At 68.6% G+C, this 18814-nt stretch carries 21 protein-coding genes, 1 tRNA gene and 1 pseudogene; 14 read left to right on the top strand and 9 right to left on the bottom strand.

Annotated elements, in window-relative coordinates:
- Nucleotides 1–13 precede the first annotated feature (13 nt).
- Genes KIK09_RS13280 through KIK09_RS13265 form a run of 4 tightly spaced genes read left to right on the top strand, consistent with a single transcriptional unit; the run spans nt 14 to nt 2883 of the window.
- Nucleotides 14–364 (top strand): hypothetical protein, encoded by a 351-nt coding sequence (locus KIK09_RS13280; protein ID WP_214319408.1) that lies wholly within the window; start codon nt 14–16, stop codon nt 362–364.
- A 1-nt stretch (nt 365) separates the two neighbouring features.
- On the top strand, nt 366–1097 hold the full coding sequence (locus KIK09_RS13275; RefSeq protein WP_214319407.1) for a prolipoprotein diacylglyceryl transferase: 732 nt from the start codon (nt 366–368) through the stop codon (nt 1095–1097).
- Entirely contained in the window at nt 1094–2647 is a 1554-nt protein-coding gene (locus tag KIK09_RS13270) for a radical SAM protein (RefSeq protein WP_250572918.1), read from the top strand. Before KIK09_RS13275 ends, KIK09_RS13270 begins: the two co-directional genes overlap by 4 nt.
- Nucleotides 2644–2883 carry a hypothetical protein gene (locus KIK09_RS13265; protein WP_214319406.1) on the top strand — a complete coding sequence of 80 codons (240 nt, stop codon included), beginning with the start codon at nt 2644–2646 and terminating at the stop codon, nt 2881–2883. The genes KIK09_RS13270 and KIK09_RS13265 overlap by 4 nt, the downstream gene beginning before the upstream one ends.
- On the opposite strand, the gene KIK09_RS13260 is transcribed toward KIK09_RS13265, so the two are convergent.
- The 3 genes from KIK09_RS13260 to KIK09_RS13250 are packed head-to-tail and all read right to left on the bottom strand — an operon-like array spanning nt 2862 to nt 5073.
- Nucleotides 2862–3323 (bottom strand): MaoC family dehydratase, encoded by a 462-nt coding sequence (locus KIK09_RS13260; RefSeq protein WP_214319405.1) that lies wholly within the window; start codon nt 3321–3323, stop codon nt 2862–2864. The two genes, KIK09_RS13265 and KIK09_RS13260, sit on opposite strands and share 22 nt — an antisense overlap.
- Before the next feature lie 11 nt (nt 3324–3334).
- The gene (locus KIK09_RS13255; protein ID WP_214319404.1) at nt 3335–4591 is read right to left on the bottom strand and encodes a TolB-like translocation protein; all 1257 of its coding nucleotides are present in this window, start codon (nt 4589–4591) and stop codon (nt 3335–3337) included.
- A complete protein-coding gene (locus KIK09_RS13250; protein WP_308164067.1) occupies nt 4588–5073 on the bottom strand; it encodes a SigE family RNA polymerase sigma factor in 486 nt (161 codons plus the stop codon). Before KIK09_RS13250 ends, KIK09_RS13255 begins: the two co-directional genes overlap by 4 nt.
- 196 nt (nt 5074–5269) lie before the next feature.
- On the opposite strand from KIK09_RS13250, the gene KIK09_RS13245 reads away from it, so the two are divergent.
- Nucleotides 5270–6451, top strand: a complete 1182-nt coding sequence (locus tag KIK09_RS13245) for an ATP-binding protein (RefSeq protein ID WP_214319402.1) — start codon at nt 5270–5272, stop codon at nt 6449–6451.
- Between the two features lie 104 nt (nt 6452–6555).
- On the opposite strand, the gene KIK09_RS13240 is transcribed toward KIK09_RS13245, so the two are convergent.
- Both KIK09_RS13240 and KIK09_RS13235 read right to left on the bottom strand, forming a co-directional pair.
- The gene (locus KIK09_RS13240; RefSeq protein WP_308164066.1) at nt 6556–7341 is read right to left on the bottom strand and encodes a MauE/DoxX family redox-associated membrane protein; all 786 of its coding nucleotides are present in this window, start codon (nt 7339–7341) and stop codon (nt 6556–6558) included.
- 5 nt (nt 7342–7346) lie between these two features.
- Complete coding sequence (locus tag KIK09_RS13235; protein ID WP_214319400.1) at nt 7347–8294, bottom strand: hypothetical protein; 948 nt, start codon at nt 8292–8294, stop codon at nt 7347–7349.
- Between the two features lie 218 nt (nt 8295–8512).
- Between KIK09_RS13235 and KIK09_RS13230 the strand changes: the two genes are divergently transcribed.
- Entirely contained in the window at nt 8513–9010 is a 498-nt protein-coding gene (locus KIK09_RS13230; RefSeq protein ID WP_214319399.1) for a SigE family RNA polymerase sigma factor, read from the top strand.
- Here the strand turns inward: KIK09_RS13230 and KIK09_RS13225 are convergent.
- On the bottom strand, nt 8943–9494 hold the full coding sequence (locus tag KIK09_RS13225) for a MarR family winged helix-turn-helix transcriptional regulator (protein WP_214319398.1): 552 nt from the start codon (nt 9492–9494) through the stop codon (nt 8943–8945). The genes KIK09_RS13230 and KIK09_RS13225 overlap by 68 nt on opposite strands.
- 101 nt (nt 9495–9595) lie before the next feature.
- On the opposite strand from KIK09_RS13225, the gene KIK09_RS13220 reads away from it, so the two are divergent.
- The gene (locus KIK09_RS13220; protein ID WP_214319397.1) at nt 9596–10156 is read left to right on the top strand and encodes a YceI family protein; all 561 of its coding nucleotides are present in this window, start codon (nt 9596–9598) and stop codon (nt 10154–10156) included.
- Nucleotides 10157–10276: 120 nt separating this feature from the next.
- Nucleotides 10277–10366, top strand: a tRNA-Ser gene (locus KIK09_RS13215).
- 81 nt (nt 10367–10447) lie between these two features.
- Here KIK09_RS13215 and KIK09_RS60575 read toward each other — a convergent pair.
- Nucleotides 10448–10780, bottom strand: coding sequence for a tyrosine-type recombinase/integrase (locus tag KIK09_RS60575; RefSeq protein WP_214319396.1), 333 nt, complete (start codon nt 10778–10780; stop codon nt 10448–10450).
- 303 nt (nt 10781–11083) lie between these two features.
- On the opposite strand from KIK09_RS60575, the gene KIK09_RS13205 reads away from it, so the two are divergent.
- On the top strand, nt 11084–11749 hold the full coding sequence (locus KIK09_RS13205) for a DUF4097 family beta strand repeat-containing protein (protein WP_214319395.1): 666 nt from the start codon (nt 11084–11086) through the stop codon (nt 11747–11749).
- A gap of 149 nt (nt 11750–11898) precedes the next feature.
- Here the strand turns inward: KIK09_RS13205 and KIK09_RS13200 are convergent, their stop codons facing one another.
- Nucleotides 11899–12693 carry a CPBP family intramembrane glutamic endopeptidase gene (locus KIK09_RS13200; protein ID WP_214319394.1) on the bottom strand — a complete coding sequence of 265 codons (795 nt, stop codon included), beginning with the start codon at nt 12691–12693 and terminating at the stop codon, nt 11899–11901.
- A gap of 629 nt (nt 12694–13322) precedes the next feature.
- Here KIK09_RS13200 and KIK09_RS13195 point away from each other — a divergent pair.
- On the top strand, nt 13323–15344 hold the full coding sequence (locus KIK09_RS13195; protein ID WP_214319393.1) for an alkyl/aryl-sulfatase: 2022 nt from the start codon (nt 13323–13325) through the stop codon (nt 15342–15344).
- 165 nt (nt 15345–15509) lie between these two features.
- On the opposite strand, the pseudogene KIK09_RS60570 reads toward KIK09_RS13195, so the two are convergent.
- Nucleotides 15510–15617: pseudogene (locus tag KIK09_RS60570) on the bottom strand (GntR family transcriptional regulator); the annotation flags it as partial.
- 113 nt (nt 15618–15730) lie between these two features.
- Between KIK09_RS60570 and KIK09_RS57630 the strand changes: the two are divergent.
- The 4 genes from KIK09_RS57630 (at nt 15731) to KIK09_RS13175 (ending at nt 18814) form a co-directional block, all read left to right on the top strand.
- Nucleotides 15731–15883: a hypothetical protein gene (locus KIK09_RS57630; protein WP_250572917.1), complete on the top strand. Its 153-nt coding sequence runs from the start codon at nt 15731–15733 to the stop codon at nt 15881–15883.
- Between the two features lie 45 nt (nt 15884–15928).
- Nucleotides 15929–16561, top strand: coding sequence for a hypothetical protein (locus tag KIK09_RS13185; RefSeq protein WP_214319392.1), 633 nt, complete (start codon nt 15929–15931; stop codon nt 16559–16561).
- Nucleotides 16562–16761: 200 nt separating this feature from the next.
- Complete coding sequence (locus KIK09_RS13180; protein ID WP_308164064.1) at nt 16762–17298, top strand: HAD domain-containing protein; 537 nt, start codon at nt 16762–16764, stop codon at nt 17296–17298.
- A 148-nt stretch (nt 17299–17446) separates the two neighbouring features.
- Nucleotides 17447–18814, top strand: coding sequence for a serine hydrolase domain-containing protein (locus KIK09_RS13175; protein ID WP_214319390.1), 1368 nt, complete (start codon nt 17447–17449; stop codon nt 18812–18814).

Raw genomic sequence — 18814 nt, 5'->3', positions numbered from 1 at the left:
CCAGGGAGCGCTCATGACCACACCGCCGAACCATCCCCCACCCCCCGGACCGCCCAGCGGCGGCAACACCGGCGTCATCGTCGGGCTGGCCTTCGCCGGCTTCGCCATCTACAGCGTCGTCAATGTCATCCTCGGCTTCCTCCTCTTCTTCGGCTCGTTCAACGAGGGCAGGTCCAACCCCGTCTTCGCCGGAGTGATCGCCGGGGTGCTGGCTCTCATCGGCCTGGGCACAGGGATCGGCCTGCTCTTCGTCCGCAAGCCGTGGGCCACTGGCCTGGGCCTCGGGCTCATGATCGGCTGGGCGCTGTGGTCCATCCTGTCGGCCGGCATCTGCACCGGCCTCAACCCGGAGTTCTACCGCTGACATGCCACTCCACGAGATCTTCGTCGGGCTGGGCGTGCTCGCCGCCTCGGTGATGTTCTTCCTCGAGGCCCGCCGCAGGGGCGCGCTCAACGAGCAGTCGCTCGTGGCCGTGGCCGGCGCCCTGGTCGGTGGCGCCATCGGCATGCGCCTGTCCGGCTGGCTCGAGACGCTCAACCTGTCCGACCTGTGGCTGTACGGCTCCCGCAGCATCCTGGGCGGCCTGACCGGCGCCTACGTCGGCGTGCTCGTGGCCAAGAGGTTCATCGGCTACCGGGAGAAGACCGGCGACCTGTTCGCGCCCGCGGTGGCGCTCGGCATGGCGATCGGCCGGATCGGCTGCCACCTGACCGAGGCGCCGGGCCGCCCCACGAGCCTGCCCTGGGGGGTGCACGCCCCGCCGACCACGCCGGAATGCCCCGGATGCCTGACCGGGCAGGCCATGCACCCCTCGTTCATCTACGAGATCATCTTTCAGCTGGCCGTCTTCGCCGCCCTGCTCTGGGCGCGCGGCAGGCTCACCCAGCCGGGCGAGCTGTTCACCCTCTATCTCGCGGCCTACGCCGCCTTCCGCTTCCTGGTCGAGTTCACCAGGGCCAACGAGACGGTCTGGCTCGACCTGACCCGCCCGCAGTGGTTCCTCATCCCCGGCCTGGCCCTGCTCGCGCTCAGGCTCAGGTACGGCTACCGCCGCGGCTACTACGATCCCCTCCTCAACCGAAGGGTCATGGCATGAGCACGGGAATGGGACTGCGGGGCGACCGCATCCTCAGATACGTCAACGCCTTCTGCCCGCACTGCCACGGTCAGGACCTGGAGCAGGTCGAGCGGCTGAGCGGCTATCTGGCCGAGCGCGAGGGCCGGGTGTGGCTGGAGCGCGGCTGCCGGCGCCACGGCCTGGTCCGCACGCTGTACGACGAGGACCCGGAGATCCTCGCCTATCTGGAGGAATGGACCGCTCCCACCAAGCAGCACGTCCCCGACGTCTCCGGCAACTTCCGGCCGGTACCGGCGGCCTACCTCGACGGCCTGCCCGAGATGCAGACCCAGCACACGTGCATCCTGCTCGAGGACATCGCCGAGGCGTGCAACCTGCGCTGTCCCACCTGCTTCGCCGACAGCTCCCCCGACCTGGCGGGCGTGGTCCCGGTCGAGGAGGTCCTGGCCAACGTCGACCAGCGCCTGGCCAGGGAGAACGGCAAGCTCGACGTCCTGATGCTCAGCGGCGGCGAGCCCACCCTGCACCCCGAGCTGAAGGACCTGCTGGCCGAGCTCGCCAGGCGCCCGATCACGCGCGTCCTGATCAACACCAACGGCGTCCTCATCGCCCGCGACGACGCCCTGCTCGACCTGCTCACCGAGCACCGCGAGCGGGTCGAGGTCTACCTGCAGTACGACGGCTCCTCGGCCGAAGCCTCCCGCCATCACCGCGGCGGCGACCTGCGCCGGCTCAAGGCGGAAGCCGTACGCCGGCTGTCGGGGCGGGAGATCTTCACGACGCTGGTGATGACCGCCGCGCTGGGCGTCAACGACGGCGAGATCGGCGAGGTGGTACGGCTGGCGCTGGAGACGCCGTTCGTGGGCGGGGTGTCGCTGCAGCCGCAGTTCGGCTCGGGCAGGTCGGCGCCCATCGACCCGGTGGACCGGCTCACCCACACGGGCGTGCTCGGGCGGCTCGGCCCGCAGACCGGCGGTCTGGTGACCTGGCGCGACCTGACCGCGCTGCCGTGCTCGCATCCGCACTGCTGCTCGGTGGGTTACATGATCCGCGACGACTCCGGCGCGTGGCGTTCGCTGGTGGCGCTGATCGGCCACGACCGGCTGAAGGCGAACCTGGGGCTCGTCTCCAACCGGATCGCCGACACGGAGCTGCCCAAGCAGGTGCGGCTCGCCGTACAGGAGTCGCTGCTCGGGCTGCTGTCGGAGCAGTCGTCGCTGTCGCACCCGCAGATCGGCGACCTGTGGCGCGACATCTGCGAGAACTGCGACCTCGGCGTGTCGACCCTGCTCGCGCTGGCCTCGTCGGCGCTGCCGGGCAGGCGCGCGAAGCTGCGCAGGATGCTGGGCGAGCGGGTGGTGCGCATCACGGTCAAGCCGTTCATGGACATCTCGACGATGATCGAGGAGCGGCTCACGCAGTGCTGCGTGCATGTGGGGACGCGGTCGGCGCAGGACCAGTGCGCGCCGTTCTGCGCGGTGCAGGCCTGGCCGCAGCTGTCGGCCCAGCGGCTGTCGGCGACGGCCTCGCAGCCACGGGTACCGCTGCCGCTGGAGGTGATCTCGTGAAGGATCCGCTGCGGCTGTGCGTCTACGCCACGGTGGCGGCACTGGCGTGGCTGCTCGGGCCGTGGGCGGTGCTGGGGTTCGCGGCGCTGGGCTTCGCGGGGTACTGGAAGGCGCGCCGGGCCGGGCTGACCCGGAGCAAGTGCCTGCTCAGGGACACCCGGCTGGTGCTCGCCTACCTGGGGTTGCTGGCGCTGGTCGCGGCCGGCGCGATCGTCTACTCGCTGGCCGGGACGTAGAGGCTGAGGGTTTCCGCGATGCAGGCCGCGCGCTTCTCCCCCTCGACCTCGATGGTCATCTTGAGGTTGGACAGGTAGCCGGCGGGCGTGCCCTTGACGTCGGTCAGCTCGCCGGTGGCCCTGATCCGCGCGCCGACCGGCACGGGGCGGGGGAAGCGGACCTTGTTCAGGCCGTAGTTGACGCCCATCACGATGCCCTCGACCTTGATCAGCTCCATCATGAACGACGGGAGCAGCGCCAGGCTCAGGTAACCATGGGCGATCGGGCCGCCGAAGGGCCCTTCCTTGGCCCGCTCCACGTCGACGTGGATCCACTGGTGGTCGTCGGTGGCGTCGGCGAAGAGGTTGACCTGCTCCTGGGTGACGGTGCGCCACTCGGTCGGGCCGAACTTCTCGCCGACGGCCGCCTTGAGTTCCTGAACGTTCGCGAAGGTCCGCATGGGTCGGAACGCTATTGCGCTGGCGGGACGGCTGCCAAGTTAATCATCCGGTACTCGTCCGGCTTTTCCCCCTTGGTGGCCCCCCAGTACAGGGTCGTGCTGGGCTCCCAGGATGTGCCCACGCCGAACCAGTCGCCGGGCCTCTTGTAGGTCGCCATCGTGTTGGTCTCCAGGTCGTACACCGCATCCCCGGTGTTGAGGAAGCGGTCCAGGATCGGGTAACCGTCGGGGGATGTGCTGGGCAGCGAGCCGGTGTTACTGCCGTCGACGTGCTGGATGATCGAGTCGCTGCTGTCCTTCTTCAGCCCGAAGCACCACACGGCGCCGCACCGCAGATTGGAAATGCCTTCCGGCTGGTGCACCTGGCGGACCTCGCCGGTCTTGACGTTCACCACCTTGGTCTGGTTGCGTTCCGCGCCCTTGCCATAGGCCGGGATGTCGCCCGCCCATGGCCAGTCGATGATGAACAGGCCCTCGCCTCCCGCGACAGGAGAGGGCAGGCCGCCCGCCAGAGACATCGAGTAGACGCCGCCCTGCTCGCCGCGGGACCACACGACCCGGTCGCCGTCGATCGCGAAAGCCCTGAGGTCCTTGGCCTGCGTGCCCTCCAAGGTGCCGAAGCGCTCGGGGGTGCCACCCGACCTGGGCAGCTTCCAGAACTCGACCACCGGCGTGCCGTCGGGCTTCTTGGCGTTGGCGTACCAGGCGACGTTCTGGTTGTCGAGGTCGGGGTCCTGCGGGTAGTACTCCTTCAGCCCCGGCGTGGTCGGGACATCGGTCAGCACCCGGAACTGGCCCGTGGCCGTGTCGTAGATCTCCATCCTGCCGATCTTCTCGAACGACGACTCGGCGGCGAGCAGCACCTCGGTGGCGCTGAGCCCGGTGATGGGGCGGTAGCGCCAGCCGTCGGCACTCTTGGCGGGCATGGTGAAGATCGCCTGCGGCCAGAGCTTCTCGATCGGCTGGGATTCCATCTTCTCCGAAGTGAAGGTGATCTCACTGGGATCGTCGGTCGGTGTGGAGTCGGCCACCGAAGCCGGGGCCGTGGGGGCCGCCGCCGTGTCGTTCCCGCCCCCGGTGGAGAGAACGCCCCTGGCGACAGCCGTACTCACCCCCACCACCGCGACGACGGAGACGACCGTGAGAGCCTGTGCCCGTCGCCTCGAGCGCCGGTGGCGGCGCCGGGCGACGCCCGCGAGCAGGTCGGTGTCCGGCGCACGGCCGGCGGCCGCCCGCATCGCGTCGGCCAGTTCTTCCTCAGTCCTCATGCCCGTCCCCTTTCGAGCACCGCAGGCTTGACCCGCAGCGTGGCGAGCGCGCGGAAAGCCTGGCTGCGTACCGTTCCCCGTGAGACGCCGAGGATCTCGGCGATCTCCTGATCCGACAGGTCCTCGTAGTAGCGCAGCACGAGCACCGCCCGCTGCCTGCGCGGCAGGGTGCGTAACGCGTTCCACAGCTCTCCGGAGACATGGCTGTCGAGGTAGGAGCCTTCGGGGACGTCGTCCGTGAGGTGCTCCCTGCGCCGCCTGCGCCACCAGCTGATGTGCTGCCTGGCCATGATCGTGCGCACGTACGCCTCGGGATTGTCCTTGTTGCGTACGCGGCGCCAGGTGTCGCTCAGCCTGAGCAGGGCCTCCTGGACCAGGTCGGCGGCGTCATCGGGGTTGCCGGTGAGCACATAGCCGTACCTGAGCAGGGCCGAACCTCTGGCGCGGACGAAATCCTCGAACTCCACATCTCCGGGACGCACGGGCCGCTCGTTCTGTTGCAAAGATCTTTACTCGAAACCATCGCGCACGTGTTCGAGTCGGCGCTACTATTCTGGGTATCGACTCGAACAGAGGTTCGGCCAGGTGGGAGGGGGTGTCATGCTGACTCGGACACGCCGTAGGTGTTTCTTCCCAAATCTACGACGCCCGCTATACCCCGCAATAAAGTCCGAGAGCGTGGACCCTGTGCGCAACCCTTACGCCCCCGGAGCCGGCCAGCGTCCGCCGGAGCTCGCCGGACGCGATCGTGAGCTGCAGCAGTTCGAAGTCGTACTCGAGCGGGTGGCCCGCGGCCGCCCCGAGCGAAGCATGGTCGTCACCGGCCTGCGCGGCGTCGGCAAGACCGTGCTCCTCAACACCTTCAAGTCCATGGCCATGCAGCGGCTGTGGGGCACCGGCAAGATCGAGGCCCGCCCCGACCAGTCGATCCGGCGTCCCGTCGCGGCCGCCCTGCACATGGCCATCCGCGAGCTGGCCCCCCGCCACCGCGCCCCCGAGCGCATCGAGGAGTTCCTCGGCGTGCTGAAGGCATTCGCCATGCGCGACCCCGCGGCTGCCAAGGGCACCTCCCACTGGTCGCCGGGCATCGAGGTCCCGGCCAGCCGGGGCCGCGCCGACTCCGGCGACCTGGAGATCGACCTGACCGAGTTGTTCGTCGACGCGTCGAGCGTGGCCACCGACCTGGGCGTCGGCATCGCGCTGTTCATCGACGAGATGCAGGACGTGCAGGCCGGCGACGTCTCGGCGCTGTGTGCCGCCTGCCACGAGTTGTCCCAGTCGGGCGGGCCGCTGATCGTGGTGGGCGCCGGGCTGCCGCATCTGCCGAGCGTGCTGTCGGCCAGCAAGAGCTATTCCGAGCGCCTGTTCCGCTACGCGCGCATCGACAAGCTCGACCGGGAGGCGGCCGACCTGGCGCTGCTGCTCCCGGCGCGCGAGGAAGAGGTGGAGTTCACCCAGGATGCCCTCGACGCCCTCTACGAGGCGGCCGACGGCTATCCGTACTTCGTGCAGGCCTACGGCAAGGTCGCCTGGGATCTGGCGCCGCGCAGCCCGATCACCGTCGACGACGTCAAGGTCTCGGCTCCGGAAGCCGAGCAGGAGCTGGCGGTCGGCTTCTTCGGCAGCCGTTACGAGCGCGCCACCCCGGCCGAGCGCGACTACATGCACGCCATGGCCCAGATCGGCGACGAGCCGGTGGCGACCGCCGAGGTCGCCGACGCCTTGGGCCGCAAGCCGTCCAGCCTGTCGCCGGCCCGCGACAGCCTGATCAAGAAGGGTCTCATCTACAGCGCCGAACGCGGCCTGATCGCGTTCACCGTGCCGCATTTCGGGAGGTTCCTGCGTGCCCAACCGATCTAGACCGGCACCCCTAGTCCTCTATTGGGCTGTCTAGTGGGGAAGCTAGATAGCCCAATAGAGTCAAATCATCATGCCCGTCGAGGGAAATCTACGGCTGTCTAGCGTCAGGCCGATACTGGCGTATATTCCGGCAGAGACTCCGGGCTGACCACTGCCACCCTGACCGCCGGCCGGCGTCCGCTGAGGTAGACGGCGAAAACGACGTCCGCCTTGTCGCGGCTCTGGAAGACGAAGAACCGCCAGCACAGCTCACGCCAGCTGTCGTACGGCTCGGCCGAGACGAGGTCGCCGGCGTGCACCCGCCAGGTGCTGCTGGCACGCAGCCGCGACAGCGTGACGCCCTCCGCCGGAGCGGGCCGCTGCTCGCACGGCGCCCGGTAGCGAGCCCGATCCACCAGCTCCTCGAGCTCAGGCGACAGTACGGCGAGCGCGACCACCCCGGCCGCGATCATCGCCCACGGCGGGTGGACGAAGACCATCCAGCCCGGCACCGCGGACCAGACCGACATCGCGGCCATGCCCGTCAGCACCACGGTCCTGCCGATCGAGCGCAGGCCCACGGGCGCCGAGCTCACCTCGCCGAAACAGCCGCAGCCCGCGTCGGGGCGCCGCCGGCGCAGCTCGAGCAGCACGTAGGTGGACAGCGAGAAGAAGGCGACCGTACCCCAGCGGAAGAACGGATGCGTGGTGAGCAGCAGCCCGGCCGCGAGCACGACCTCGCCCACGGCGCAGCACACCAGCGCCGGGGCCTGCAGGCGTCCCGGCACCAGGACGGCCGGCCCCAGCCTGGCCAGCGCTCCTGGCTCGGCTCCCGATCGGACGGTCGCCACCTTGGCCACCGTACCCATCAGGAGCAGCACGATCAGAACCGGCAGCTGCGACTCAAGCACACGCGTCACCCCAATCCGATCTGAGCATTGAAACACCCTTTGAGGAGGTCGCCCCCCAACTCCACGTAGACCGTGGGCGACAGCTCGACGATCCGCCCGCGCGGCGAGGTGCCGCATTCGACGCATCGGTCGCAGAACCGCCCCGCCATGCACCCGCACGCCACCACCGGCACGTTGGCCGCCCGGTCCGTGCAGGTGTTGCGCACCTGCAGCAACGACCCGATCGCCAGGTACGGCAGGCCGGCGCAGGAGACCTCAGCGTCCGGGCACCCTGCGTCGGAACGCTCCACCATCGGATAGGCGGCACCGCGCTCCTCCTCGTCGAAGGAGTCCGACCAGGTGGCGGTGCCCGAGACGCGTGGCTGGAGGCCGGCGTAGGCGGGCGGCGGGCTGGGCACGGCGCGCGTGGGATAGGGCGGTTGCGAGGTGGCGGGCAGCAGTGCCAGGCAGCCGCCGTCCTGGCGGACGCCGATCGCGTCGAAGAGGTAGCCGGGTTCGAACTGCGGGTGGCGGACCCGGATGCGGCCGGTGGCTCGGTAGGGGATCACGACCGTCCGGTGGCCGCGGTGGGGGCCGCAGTCGAGCTCGACCGTCAGGTCCCTGCGGCCCTCGATGGACAGGATCGTGCCGGTGATGCGGGTCGTGTCGGCCCAGATCTGCTCGACGACCCGGCCCTCGCGGAGCGCGCGCATGATCACCATGGATCCGACGGCGAGGTCGGCGGGCGCCGCGTCACGGCCGTTCCACGCCTTGGCCCAGGGGGCGATGACCAGCCGCTCCTCGGTGCCGTCCGGAGTCTCCACGATCACGAGGTGGGGGCTGATGTCGAGGATCTCGCCGGTGACCGCGTGCAGCGGGTCGCCGCCTTCGGGATCGGGGCCCGGGGTGCCGGTCTCGCGTCCCAGTGCCGCGGCTGCGAGCACCCGGCGGCGCTCCACGCTCGGATACCCCATATGCCCCTCCTTCTACGCGTTACCAGACTCACACGGCTTCCGGCGCGGCTCATGCCGTACATCCCGAAAGAGAGCAAAATACGCATCCTCCGGGGAAGGAGTTGACACTCCTCGTCGTAGAAACCGCCACCGACCTTGACCTACCTTTATCGCGGCGAGGCCGAATCCTGAATTGCGGTTCAGCTACATCGGGGCCTGGGGCTGCGATTCTGGCCACGATGCAGACTGCCGGCTGGGAAGAGGAGTTCCGCGAGTACGTCAGGTCTCGTGGAGCCGCTCTGCTGCGCACGGCGCACCAGCTGACCGGACACCCGTCGGATGCGGAGGATCTGCTTCAGAACGCACTGACCAAGACATATCTGGCGTGGGACCGCATCCAGGATCGGGCGGCACTGGATGGATATGTCCGGCGGGCCATGGTCAACATCAACATCTCGCAGTGGCGGCGGCGGAAGGTGGCGGAGTATCCCTCCGACGAGCTGCCTGAGCAGGCGTGCGGGGCCGAGCAGTGCGGCGATCTCCATGAGCGGCTCGACCAGGCGCTCGCGGGGCTGCCCGAACGGATGCGCGCCGCGATCGTGCTGCGGTACTACGAGGACATGAGCGAGCCGGAGATCGCCAAGACGCTCGGCATCAGCCTGGGGACGGTCAAGAGTACGGTGTCGCGGGCGATGGCGAAGCTCCGCTGCGAGCTGGGGATCCCCCCTCAGCAGTGAGGGTGCGGCCCGGGGTCTCGGCACCGGCCGTCGCGCACGGGCGGACCACGTCGCGGATCTTGCGGAGCGTGGCCAGGAACGCCTCGAGCTCCTCCTCGCCGAGCAGGCCGGTGAAGCACTCGTCGATGTCTTCCAGATGCAGCGGCAGCACCTTCTCCAGGCGCGACCGCCCCTCGTCGGTCAGGGTGGCGTAGGAGGCGCGCCGGTCTGTCGCACAGGCGATCCGCGCGACCAGACCCTCACGCTCGAGCCGGTCGACGACCCTCGTCACACCACTGGTCGACAGCCCGGTCTGGGCCGACAAGTCGGTCATGCGCAGGCTCTGCCTGGGAGAACGGGCCAGCCTGATCAGCGTTTCGAAATCGATCTCGGACAACCCGGCCGCGCTGAACACCGGGCTCATCCTGGCGGCCAGACCGGCATTCACCTCGCTCAGCAGGCCCATCGCCGTCAGCCGGCGGTCGTCAAAGGGGATCACGTTCATAGTCTATCGGACGTTAGTTGACGCGCGGAATATTCCTCGTGTAGACATTTGTTGTCGCAAACATCCGCACAGCAAGTACCCACCCTGAGGGAGAACCAACGATGAGCACTCGCACCTGGGAAGGCCTGACGATCCCGGCCGCCGGCACGTACAACCTCGACGTGAACCACACCCAGATCGGCTTCGTCGTCAAGCACATGATGGTGAGCAAGGTCCGCGGCCGCTTTGACAAGTTCGCCGGTTCCGTGACGATCGCGGAGAACCCGCTGGAGTCGTCCGCCGAGCTCACGATCAACACCGGCAGCATCACCACCGGCGCCCCGGACCGCGACGGACACCTGCGGAGCGACGACTTCCTGGCCGCCGAGAAGTTCCCGGAGATCACCTTCAAGAGCACCCGCGTCGTGAGCCACTCCGGCGACGAGTTCACCGTCCTCGGCAACCTCACCGTCCGCGACGTCACCAAGGAGATCGAGCTCACGGTCGAGTACGGCGGCGCCGGCACCAACCCGTGGGGCCAGGACGTCTGGGGCTTCGGCATCACCACCGAGTTCGACCGCGAGGAGTTCGGGCTGACCTGGAACCAGGCTCTCGAGACCGGCGGCGTCCTCGTGGGCAAGAAGATCAAGGTCGAGATCGAGGGCGAGGCCAACCGCGCCTGACCCTTCGTCCACAGAGGGTTACCCACAGGGTGTGGATAACCCTCTGTCGCGACGCACGGGACAACCGCTTTGCCGCGTCGCCAGAAGGCCGGTACGCTGTCCTGAGCCACGTGGCTACCAGGAGGATTCGCCTAGTCAGGTCTATGGCGCCGCACTGCTAATGCGGTTTGGGTCTTAAGCCCATCCGGGGTTCAAATCCCCGATCCTCCGCAGATGAAAGCCCTTCCCTGTGTGTACGGGGAAGGGCTTTTGATCTTTCCGCGTGGGCTCAAGTTGCAGTTCCAGTTGCAATTAGCCCCATAGGGCTTGGTCCATACGGGCGCTCGCGTCCTTCATCTGCATGCTGGCGACGTGTGTGTACCTCTCCGTAGTGGTCACTCTTGTGTGGCCGAGGACCTCTTGGACAACCCGGATGTGGACGCCCTGCTCGATGAGGAGCGTTGCCGCCGTGTGGCGGGCGTCGTGAACCCTGGCGTCTCGAACGCCTGCCTGCTTGAGGATGCCGGAAGACCAGACCGCCGCCCGTCCGCTTCGGGCACTTGTCCGCGTGTCCCTGGCAGTCCTTGAGGCAGGGACGCTTGTAGCAGTTGTGACCGGGCTTCTTGCAGTCACGGAGCTACCCATCGGCGGTCCACACCAACGGGCGCACTCGCTTCGGCAGTTTCACGTGCTTGGCCGGGACTACGCCGTCAGCGGCACCAGGAGTTGGCCGCCGTGCGCACCACCCATGACGCTGCCGAGCCCTACCGTGCTGCTCGCCGTACCTTCGGGAGTTCCGGGCCATGTCAGCGGCGGCATCAGGGCGGTGACAGCCCGGTATCAGAGCGGTCGGCGAAGGTAGACGCCATGAACGGTTCAGCGATCGCGGCCTCGGGGCCGCGAACTGGGCCACACCGAACTCGAAACAACGCAGCACAGGAGCACACGATGCAGAAGTTCGACACCCCCGCCGCGATCTCCGCCGTCCTGAACATCCCCGCCGGACGTGTTCAGTTCATCGCCGCCGACCGAGCCGACACCGCGGTCGAGGTCCTGCCCGCGAACGCCTCCAAGAGCCGCGATGTGAAGGCGGCCGAGCAGACCACGGTCGCGTACGCCGACGGCGTCCTGCGGATCGAAAGTGCCGAGGCGAAGAACCAGTACTTCGGCCCGTCCGGATCCATCGAGGTGACGGTCCAGTTGCCCGCCGGCTCCCGGGTCGAGGCGAAGGCGGCCAGTGCTGAGCTGCGGACTGTCGGCCGTCTGGGCGATGTCGCCTTCGAGGGCGCCTACAGCCAGATCAAGATCGATGAGGCCGCGAGCGTCCGGCTCACCGCGGTCGACGGCGATGTCGAGGTCGGTCGGCTGGGCGGTTCCGCGGAGATCAGCACCTCCCGGGGTGACATCCGGATCGCCGAGGCCGCGGGCGGTACGGTCGTGCTCAGCACCCAGTCCGGCGACATCTCGATCGTCGCCGCCGCCGGTGTCTCGGCGGCCCTGGACGCCGGCACCAGCTACGGCCGCATCACCAACGCCCTGAAGAACGACGGCACCACCGAACTCGACATCCGCGCCACCACCTCCAACGGCGACATCACCGCCCGCAGCCTGTGACCCGCAGCCCCGGGGGGAACGCAGGCCACGGACCAGGAAGGACAGAAGCCTGACCAGCCCTGACGTGAAGGAGTTCATCGCGCAGACGGCCACCACGCGACCGACCAAGGGGCGGCGTCCACTGTGGACGCCGCCCTTCGGTCCGGGCGCTACAGCGGTACGAGGTTCAGCAGGATGGCGATGACGCCGCCCGTCGACATGAGCAGAGTGGTGCCGGGGTGCATCCCGATCGACACCCGCAGATCCTTCTTCCGCCAGACGAGCCAGACGGCCGGAATGAAGAACACCACCCTGGACAGGAACACCCAGGGCGCCCAGAAGTGGTACAGCGAGAACAGCGCCGTGTTGACCACCGGCGCCCACCGGCCCAGCCGGGACAGGCGGGGCAGCAGGAAGCCGCGGAAGTAGAGCTCTTCGATGATCGGGAACGCCAGTCCGGTCAGCGGAATGCACGACGCCAGCGCGACGACGACGGCAGTGCGCGAGTATCCGGTGAAGTATCCGGTGACGCTGCCAGCGCCCTCGAACGGGAGCCACCGGAACAGCCACTGGTAGACAAGGTTGTCCACAGGTGTGAACGCGAACGACAGCACCACCATCTGCACGATCAGGACGGCGACGATGGCGACAAGCTTCCCGCGTGAGATCGGCTTGTCCAGGTAGCTCACCACTCCACGCAGCGAGAACCGGCCGTTGCGCCGGCGGGCTAACCACAGCAACAGGCCGAGCTCGACCGGCGCCAGAGCCAGGCACATGGCGACCGCCCAGCCCAGGAACGGCGGAAGGCCGATGGCTTTGACGAGCGGCCCGGTGATGAGCAGGTAGACGGCGACGATCAGGGCTCCGGGGACAAGGTGGAGCGCGATGGAAAGCGGCAGGGAGTGGTGGTCGCTCAGCAGCCGCTCAACTATCCGGTTCGGTCGAGTGTCTTCCGTGGTGGCCATAGCTGCACCTCATGGGGGTGTATGACGCGGTAATGGGTGGCTCGGCTCCAGCCACAGAGCCGGCCCGTTCGCCGCGCGAGGCTCGATGATCGGCGCGGCGGGGCTTGATGGGGTGGTGCAGTTACTTCGACGGGTCCCGGCGGTGCAGGGCCCGCGCGACCAGGCGTAGCCGACCGTGACGATCCCTGCGATCAAGCGGCGTCGAGGGCCTCGGTGACATTGCGGGCCATGGCGTTCAGGGCGCGGCGGCCCCTTCTCTGGCGGGATCTAAGGCCGCGCTGCTCGATCCCGACCAGCAGCGCGTAGATGCCTGGAACACTCAGCTACCCAGTAACGCTAACTACCAGTACACATTAACACTGACTACCGGTATCTAGCAACACCGAATAGCCGGGCATCCGCTTCCTGGAACCCATCGCCAAACCCGCCGTACGGGCGGGGTGGAGGCTTCGCATCCACAAGATGGCGCCGCGCAGATGAAACAGGCACTAGAGGAAGTGTCCGGTTATGGACGCTGTTGGCGGGGTGACGGCGGGTGGGGGCGGGTGGATGCTGGGGAGGCCTGCAGGCCAGCCGCCGCGAATCGAACCCCTACCGCAAGTTCGTCACCGTAGAGGGGAAACACGATCATGGCCATACCTGGCAGAGACCCCCAGCCCCCGACCGAACTGACCCGGCTGCTCAACGAGGCCGTCGCCCGCACCATCCCCGACCGGAAGAGCGACCCCGAGTGGGCTCTGGCCAAGCCGAACCAGAAGGTGGACTTCGACGCCACCTACCAGGTGGACAGGCAGGGAAGCGACATCCCGGTCTGGAGCCTGCGCCCGTACGCCTTCCTGGAGGCTCCGGAAACCCGCCCGTTGACGGTCAACCCGAGCCTGTATCGCAACGCGCAGCTCAACATGAACTGCGGCCTGTACGAGGTCATCCCGGACCGCGTGTTCCAGATCCGCGGCGGCGACCTGGCCAACATCAGCTTCCTCGAAGCCCCGGGCACCGACGAGATCGTGGTGGTCGACCCGCTGGGCACCATGGAGACCGCCGCGTCGGCGATGCAGGTGTACCGCTCCTACGGCAGCCGCCAGTCGAAGTGGATCGGGGCCGTCATCCACACCCACTCCCACGTCGACCACTACGGGGGTGTACGCGGCCTGTTCCGCACCGACGAGGAGCGGGCCAACGCGACGATCTTCGCGCCGGAGGGGTTCGTCGAGCACGCGGTCAGCGAGAACGTCTACGCCGGCAACGCGATGTCGCGGCGGGCGGAATTCATGTACGGCGCGCTCCTGCACAGGGGTGAGAAGGGCCAGGTGGACGCCGGTCTGGGCAAGTCGGTCCCGGTGGGCGGCACCATCAGCCTGCTGACGCCGGACGTCACCATCGACTCCTCCCTCGACGGGCAGACCATCCCCGTGGGGCCGCTGGAGATCACCTTCCAGCTCACCCCTGGCACCGAGGCGCCGACCGAGATGAACTTCTACATCCCCGCGTATCAGGCGCTGTGCATGGCGGAGAACGCCACCCCGACCCTGCACAACCTCTACAGCCTGCGCGGCGCCCAGGTGCGTGACGCCAAGGTCTGGTCGCAGTACCTGCGCGCCACGATCGACCTGTTCGGGCAGGACGCGAAGTACCTGTTCGCCAGCCACTTCTGGCCACGTCCTGCCGGCGACAGCGGCACCGAGATCGTGGACTTCCTCACCAGCCAGGCGGACATGTACCGCTTCCTGCACGACCAGGCGCTGCGGCTGGCCAACAAGGGCTACACCATGCTCGAGATCGCCGAGGACCTCCAGCTGCCCGACAGCCTGAGCAAGCAGTGGTACAACCACGGCTACTACGGCACCGTCAACCACGACCTGAAGGCCGTCTACCAGCGCTACCTCGGCTGGTACGACGGCAACGCCGCGCACCTGCACACGCTTCCGCCGGAGAAGGTCGCCCGCCGGTACGTGGAGGCGATGGGCGGCGCGCTGACGGTGGTGAAGCGGGCCGAGGTCATCTGGGGGAACAACCAGGCAACGGTCGAGGACTACCGGTGGGCGGTCGAGATGCTCAGCCATGTCGTCTTCGCCGATCCGCACCACGAGGACGCCAAGCTGCTGGAGGCCGCCTTCCTGGAGCAGCTCGGCTACCAGGCCGAGAGCGGTCCCTGGCGCAACTACTACCTCGCGGCCGCGCAGGAGCTGCGCTACCGGCCCGTCCCTGCCCCGAAGGGGAAGAAGAAGGCGAAGGCGCATTCCATCATCAGCGACGACGTGATCGACGCGATGCCGCTGGAGATGGTCTTCGACTACATGGGCATCCGGCTCGACGGTCCCGCTGCCGCCAAGTTGCCGCAGCCGCCCTTCATCCAGATCTTCGTCACCGACGACCCGACGGTGGAGGGCGGCAACGCCGACATCCTCCTGCGGGTGCGCAACGGCGTGCTGGTCTACACGCAACTCAGTCCCTCGGCCACCAGGGACGACCCGCCCAGCGCCGTCTACCGCATGACGCGCGCGGGCATCAACGCCTGGACCCTCGGCACCGCCCCGAAGGACCTCAGCCCTGCCGACCTGACCATCCTCCAGGGGACGATCAAGCCGATCTCCGACCTGAACGCACTCCTGGAACCCTTCGAGCCGACCTTCCCCCTCACCCTGCCTTAGGGTTCTCAACTCAGCTGTCGGTACTCCAGCGTGTAGCGGTCGCCACACCACGTGGTACGGCTCGCGCTGCCCGCCGACCACCGCGCAGCACCCACAGTGCCTGCCGTACGGCCGGCTCCCCGAGCCCGTTTGCGCTGCCCACCGGCCGCCGCGCAGCACCCACAGTGCCTGCCGTACGGCCGGCTGCCCGAGACCGTGGATCTCGACCAACCGGGACTCGGAGGGGATGGGGTCGCCCGGCTTGAGGCGGCCTGCGGCGATGTCGGTGCGAATCAGGTCGGCCGGTTGCTTGTGAACTGGCCTCGGGGATCGGCGACCGCAGGGGCTGGGAGCGCCGCGCGGTGGGGGCGCGGCCTCCCAGCCACACCACGGGTTCCACCGGGGCCGTGCGGCTGACCGCCCAGCGCATCCTCGCCGATAGCCTGCGCAACGACTTCGAGTCCGAGGAACCGTCGGGCTGGGAACCAGGTGTGGCGCGCGCCCGCCGGCGGTTGATCTGCGTGCGGATCGGCCGGCGGCGTGGTCGCGCGATTGAGTAGGGCCTACTCAGGTGCTCGCCGATCTCGGGAAGCACGATCTTTCGCATGAGACGTGCATACCTGACATTAGGCACAGCCGCCCTTCTCCTGGGCCTGACGGTGAGCTCGGCGGTCGCCGACACCGCGGACGGAGAGATCCACGGGTGCGCGGGCGTGGCGTTCGGAAACCTGCGCGTGATCGATCCAGCCGCCGGGCAGAAGTGCCTGCCGCGAGCGGAACGGCCGATCGACTGGAACGCCCAGGGGCCCGCGGGCGTCAGCACGGTCTACCAGGGATACGAGACCAGCGGTAACCCGCCGAGCAGCAACTACGTCCCCGAGTTCCAGAACATCCTCAAACCGATCGCCAAGCTGACGGTGCCCGCGGGCTCCTACGTGATGACCGCGTACTTCGCGCTGCGCAACGACTACGACAACGACGTCCACGAGGCGAACTGCAAGCTCGCGGCCAACTACCCGCCCGGCGACCCCGAGACGGACCATTACACGATCTTCAACGTGCTCGTGCCGCGGCAGGCGTACTACAGCATGCAGCACGCCTTCACCCTGACGGAGCCCGGAACCATCGTCTTGTCGTGCAGGACGAGCGCCCCGGGCTGGACCGCGCGGGCGGTCAACATCCAGATGACGGCGACGCAGGTGTCCGCCGTGGTCAAGCAGGACATCCGTACCGAATGACCAGGGCGTGCGTGTTCGCCGGGGCCGACTACTCCGCGCGACTCCAGCAGCTCCATGAGTCGGCGAGGCCGACGCGGAGCTTGCAGCAGCCGAACTGAGTGGTGACCACGAGTTCCGCGGCCTGGATGAACAGGTCGAGGTCCGCGGCCGGGCTGGCGGTGCAGCGGGAGGCGAAGCGGCCGCGGCTTCGGAGCGTTATCGTGCGATTTGTGATCGGCTCGGCGCGGCTCCCCCTGCTCTTCCTGGATGTCGATGGCCCACTGATCCCGTTCGGCGGGACGCGACACGCGACTCACCAGCTCAGTCGTTCCGAACCGTACGAGGTCGGTTCGAATCCGCTCCTGGCCAGGCTCGATCCCTCGCACGGTCCCCGGCTGATGGCGCTGCCGTGCGAGCTGGTCTGGGCGACGACCTGGATGGCCGACGCCAACGACTACGTCAGTCCGCGCATCGGTCTGCCCCGGCTGGAGGTCGTGACCTGGAGTGAGCCCTCGGCCGCCGACGACCAGGACGCGCGAACAGGGATGCACTGGAAGACCCGCAGCCTCGTCGAACGGGCAGCGGGACGGGACTTCGCCTGGGTCGACGACGAGATCACCACAGCCGATCACACCTGGGTCGCCGCCCACCACCCGGGGCGGGCGCTCCTCCATCGCGTGGACGCCACCACAGGACTCACCGACACCGACTACCTCGCCCTGGCCGACTGGCTACGCGGCGACCACCCGATGGGGTAGGCGTCAACCACTCCACCCGGGTCGTGCCTGTTGAGGGGGCTGGTTTGTTCTCGCGTACGACTCTTGTCGCTGATTCTCTCGTCGGCTCACGAGGAGCGGCCGGGCCGGGAAGTGGAGGCTGCGTTCATCGCTGGTGAAGGGAGCATCCATGGATCAGGAGCATTGGCAGGCCCGGCTGGACCGCTTGACGGCTGAGCACGGGGTGCCGGGGGCCGTGCTGTCCGTTCGTCACCGTGGGGAGGGGCTCACGGTGGCCACGGGAGTCCTCCATCTGGCGACCGGGGTGACCACGACCGCCGACTCGGTCTTCCAGCTGGGTTCGGTGGGCAAGGCGTACACGGCCGCCCTGGTGCTCAAGCTCGTGGAAGAGGGGCTCGTCGCCCTCGACGAGCCCGTCCGGACGTACCTGCCCGCCTTCCAGGTCGCCGATCCGGAGGTGTCGAAGGCCGTGACGCTCCGGCACCTGCTCAGCCACACCTCCGGCATCGACGGGGACCACTTCCTGGACACCGGCCGCGGCGACGACGCCCTGGAACGGTACGTGGAATCCTGCGCCGCGCTGCGGCAGGCCCATCCCATGGGCGCGATCATGTCGTACTGCAACAGCGGTTACGCGATCGCGGGCAGGGTGGTCGAGCAGGTCACCGGCGGTACGTTCGAGGCGGCGATGCGGCGGTACGTGCTCGACCCCCTGGGTGTCGAGCACACGGCGGGCCTGCCCGAGGAGGTGCTGCGCCACAGGGCCGCCTACGGTCACGTGCCCGGCCCCGACGGGACGGCGGTGCCGGCGCCCGCGTGGGAGTACCGGCGGTCGATGACCCCGGCAGGCGGGCTCACGGCGAGCGCGCCGGACGTGGTGGCCTTCGCCGCGATGCTGGCCGCCGACGGCGTGTCGCCCATCAACGGCACGCGGGTCCTCAGCCGTGACAGCGCGCGCATGATGCGGACCCCGCAGGTTCGCGTGCCTGACACCTCGCTGGCCGAGCACTGGGGGCTGGGTCTGATGATCGCCGGCTGGGGCGGCCTGACCGTCGCGGGTCACGACGGCAGCAACGTCGGGCAGGGCAGCATGATGCGCTTCGCCCCGGACGCCGACCTCGCCGTGGCTCTCGTGGCCAACGGCGGCGAGTTCGGCAGAGCGGGCGACGCCCTGTTCGCCGAGATCTTCTCCTCGCTGGCGGGAGCCACGGCCCCGGCGGGACCGGCCCCCTCAGGCGGGCCGCTGCCGGCCGATGCCCGGCAGTGGCTCGGCAGGTACGACAGCGTCAACGTCGGCATGGAGGTGGCGGAGAGGGACGAGGACGCACTGGAGCTCACGCTCACCCTGGGCAGCCTGGCCGCCGAGAACCTCGGAGGAACGCGGTTCACGGGACCGCTGGTGCATTCCGCCGGCGACGTCTACGTCGCCAGGCACCTCGGATCGGGCGACTGGCAGGCCGTGGTCTTCCTGCGCCTTGCCGACGGCAGCCGCTACGTGCACTGCAACGGGCGCGCGCTGCGCAGGATCGGGGGCTGA

This window comes from Nonomuraea sediminis (assembly GCF_018531495.1).
GTDB lineage: Bacteria > Actinomycetota > Actinomycetes > Streptosporangiales > Streptosporangiaceae > Nonomuraea > Nonomuraea sediminis.
The sequence above is the reverse complement of the archived record's forward strand: the minus strand, read 5'-3'. Positions and strand labels throughout refer to the sequence as shown.

What these genes read in the sequence shown, in the direction of transcription:
- KIK09_RS13200 (WP_214319394.1), bottom strand. Translation starts at nt 12,693, where the DNA reads ATGGCCACCACGGAAGACACTCGACCGAACCGGATAGTTGAGCGGCTG.
- KIK09_RS13280 (WP_214319408.1), top strand. Translation starts at nt 14, where the DNA reads ATGACCACACCGCCGAACCATCCCCCACCCCCCGGACCGCCCAGCGGC.
- KIK09_RS13195 (WP_214319393.1), top strand. Translation starts at nt 13,323, where the DNA reads ATGGCCATACCTGGCAGAGACCCCCAGCCCCCGACCGAACTGACCCGG.
- KIK09_RS13185 (WP_214319392.1), top strand. Translation starts at nt 15,929, where the DNA reads ATGAGACGTGCATACCTGACATTAGGCACAGCCGCCCTTCTCCTGGGC.
- KIK09_RS60575 (WP_214319396.1), bottom strand. Translation starts at nt 10,780, where the DNA reads ATGGGTAGCTCCGTGACTGCAAGAAGCCCGGTCACAACTGCTACAAGC.
- KIK09_RS13175 (WP_214319390.1), top strand. Translation starts at nt 17,447, where the DNA reads ATGGATCAGGAGCATTGGCAGGCCCGGCTGGACCGCTTGACGGCTGAG.
- KIK09_RS13260 (WP_214319405.1), bottom strand. Translation starts at nt 3,323, where the DNA reads ATGCGGACCTTCGCGAACGTTCAGGAACTCAAGGCGGCCGTCGGCGAG.
- KIK09_RS13205 (WP_214319395.1), top strand. Translation starts at nt 11,084, where the DNA reads ATGCAGAAGTTCGACACCCCCGCCGCGATCTCCGCCGTCCTGAACATC.
- KIK09_RS13225 (WP_214319398.1), bottom strand. Translation starts at nt 9,494, where the DNA reads ATGAACGTGATCCCCTTTGACGACCGCCGGCTGACGGCGATGGGCCTG.
- KIK09_RS13270 (WP_250572918.1), top strand. Translation starts at nt 1,094, where the DNA reads ATGAGCACGGGAATGGGACTGCGGGGCGACCGCATCCTCAGATACGTC.
- KIK09_RS13235 (WP_214319400.1), bottom strand. Translation starts at nt 8,294, where the DNA reads ATGGGGTATCCGAGCGTGGAGCGCCGCCGGGTGCTCGCAGCCGCGGCA.
- KIK09_RS13275 (WP_214319407.1), top strand. Translation starts at nt 366, where the DNA reads ATGCCACTCCACGAGATCTTCGTCGGGCTGGGCGTGCTCGCCGCCTCG.
- KIK09_RS13230 (WP_214319399.1), top strand. Translation starts at nt 8,513, where the DNA reads ATGCAGACTGCCGGCTGGGAAGAGGAGTTCCGCGAGTACGTCAGGTCT.
- KIK09_RS13255 (WP_214319404.1), bottom strand. Translation starts at nt 4,591, where the DNA reads ATGAGGACTGAGGAAGAACTGGCCGACGCGATGCGGGCGGCCGCCGGC.
- KIK09_RS13220 (WP_214319397.1), top strand. Translation starts at nt 9,596, where the DNA reads ATGAGCACTCGCACCTGGGAAGGCCTGACGATCCCGGCCGCCGGCACG.